Origin of the sequence: Pelagibius sp. Alg239-R121 (assembly GCF_947331435.1) — a bacterium.
Lineage (GTDB): Bacteria > Pseudomonadota > Alphaproteobacteria > Kiloniellales > Kiloniellaceae > Denitrobaculum.
The window spans coordinates 1-1,795 of record NZ_CAMZOF010000039.1; the positions used below are offsets into that span (position 1 = coordinate 1).

Consider the following 1,795-nt stretch of genomic DNA (forward strand, 5'->3'; position numbering starts at 1 on the left):
GACGACAAGAAGGGATTTTAGCAATGAAGATGACGACGGAAGAAGCCTTTGTGAAGGTATTGCAGATGCATGGCATTGAGCATGCGTTTGGGATTATCGGTTCGGCGATGATGCCTGTATCGGATCTGTTTCCCAAGGCTGGGATCAGCTTCTGGGACTGCGCGCACGAGACCAACGCAGGCATGATCTGCGACGGCTACACCCGCGCGACCGGCAAGATGGCCATGGCGATTGCACAGAACGGCCCTGGCATCACCGGCTTTGTGACGCCGATCAAGACCGCTTACTGGAACCACACCCCGATGCTGCTGGTGACCCCGCAGGCGGCCAACAAGACCATCGGCCAGGGCGGTTTCCAGGAAGTCGAGCAGATGGCCCTGTTCCGGGACATGGTCTGCTATCAGGAAGAAGTCCGGGATGCCTCGCGCATTCCCGAGGTCCTGAACCGGGTGATCGAGAAAGCCATCCGCGGTTCCGCACCGGCGCAGATGAACGTGCCGCGTGACTTCTGGACCCAGGTGATCGACGTGGAACTGCCGCAGATCGTCCGCCTTGAGCGTCCGGCCGGTGGCGAAACCGCCATTGCTGAGGCCGCGCGCCTGCTGTCGGAAGCCAAGTTCCCGGTGATCCTGTCCGGCGCCGGTGTGGTGATCGGCAACGCCATCCCCGACTGCGTGGCTCTGGCCGAGCGTCTGGACGCCCCTGTGTGCAGCGGCTACCAGCACAACGACAGCTTCCCGGGCAGCCATCCGCTGGCGGCAGGTCCGCTGGGCTACAACGGCTCGAAAGCCGGCATGGAGCTGATCGCGCAGGCCGACGTGGTCCTGGCTCTTGGCACGCGCCTCAATCCCTTCTCCACCCTGCCGGGCTACGGCATGGATTACTGGCCCAAGGAAGCCAAGATCATCCAGGTGGATATCAACTCCGACCGTATCGGCCTGACCAAGAAGGTCTCCGTGGGTATCTGCGGCGACGCCAAGATGGTCGCCAGGCAGATCCTGGAGCAGCTTGCCCCGACCGCGGGCGATGCGGAGCGTGATGCCCGTAAGGCCACGATCCATCAGACCAAGTCGGCTTGGCTGCAGGCGCTGAGCTCGATGGACCACGAGGACGACGATCCGGGGACCAGCTGGAACGAAGATGCCCGTGTTCGTGATGCGGACCGTCTTTCGCCGCGCCAGGCCTGGCGTGCGATCCAGGCGGGTCTGCCGAAGGAAGCGATCATCTCGAGCGACATCGGCAACAACTGCGCGATCGGCAACGCCTATCCGAGCTTCGATCAGGGCCGCAAATATCTGGCACCGGGCCTGTTCGGTCCCTGTGGCTATGGTTTCCCGGCGATCATCGGTGCGAAGATCGGCTGTCCGGAGACCCCGGTTGTGGGCTTTGCCGGTGACGGTGCTTTCGGGATCTCCATGAACGAGATGACCTCGGTCGGCCGTGACGAGTGGCCGGCGATCACCATGGTGATCTTCCGGAACTACCAGTGGGGTGCCGAGAAGCGCAACACGACCTTGTGGTACAGCAACAACTTCGTTGGCACGGAGCTTGATCCGAAGCTGAGCTACGCGAAGGTTGCGGATGGCTGTGGCCTGAAGGGTGTGACGGTCACCTCGCAGGAGGAACTAACCTCTGCACTGAAGACGGCCTGTGCCGCGCAGAGCCAGGGTGTCACCACCTTTATCGAGGTGATCCTGAACCAGGAGCTGGGCGAGCCGTTCCGCCGCGACGCCATGAAGAAACCTGTCGCCGTCGCAGGCATCGACCCCAACGACATGCGGCCACAGCCTTCTCT

General features: G+C 62.6%; 1 protein-coding gene. It reads left to right on the forward strand.

The window, feature by feature from the left end:
• Positions 1-23 precede the first annotated feature (23 nt).
• The coding region (gene xsc / locus QMZ18_RS36845; protein WP_282611431.1) for a sulfoacetaldehyde acetyltransferase at positions 24-1,795 on the forward strand (1,772 nt) is incomplete at its 3' end.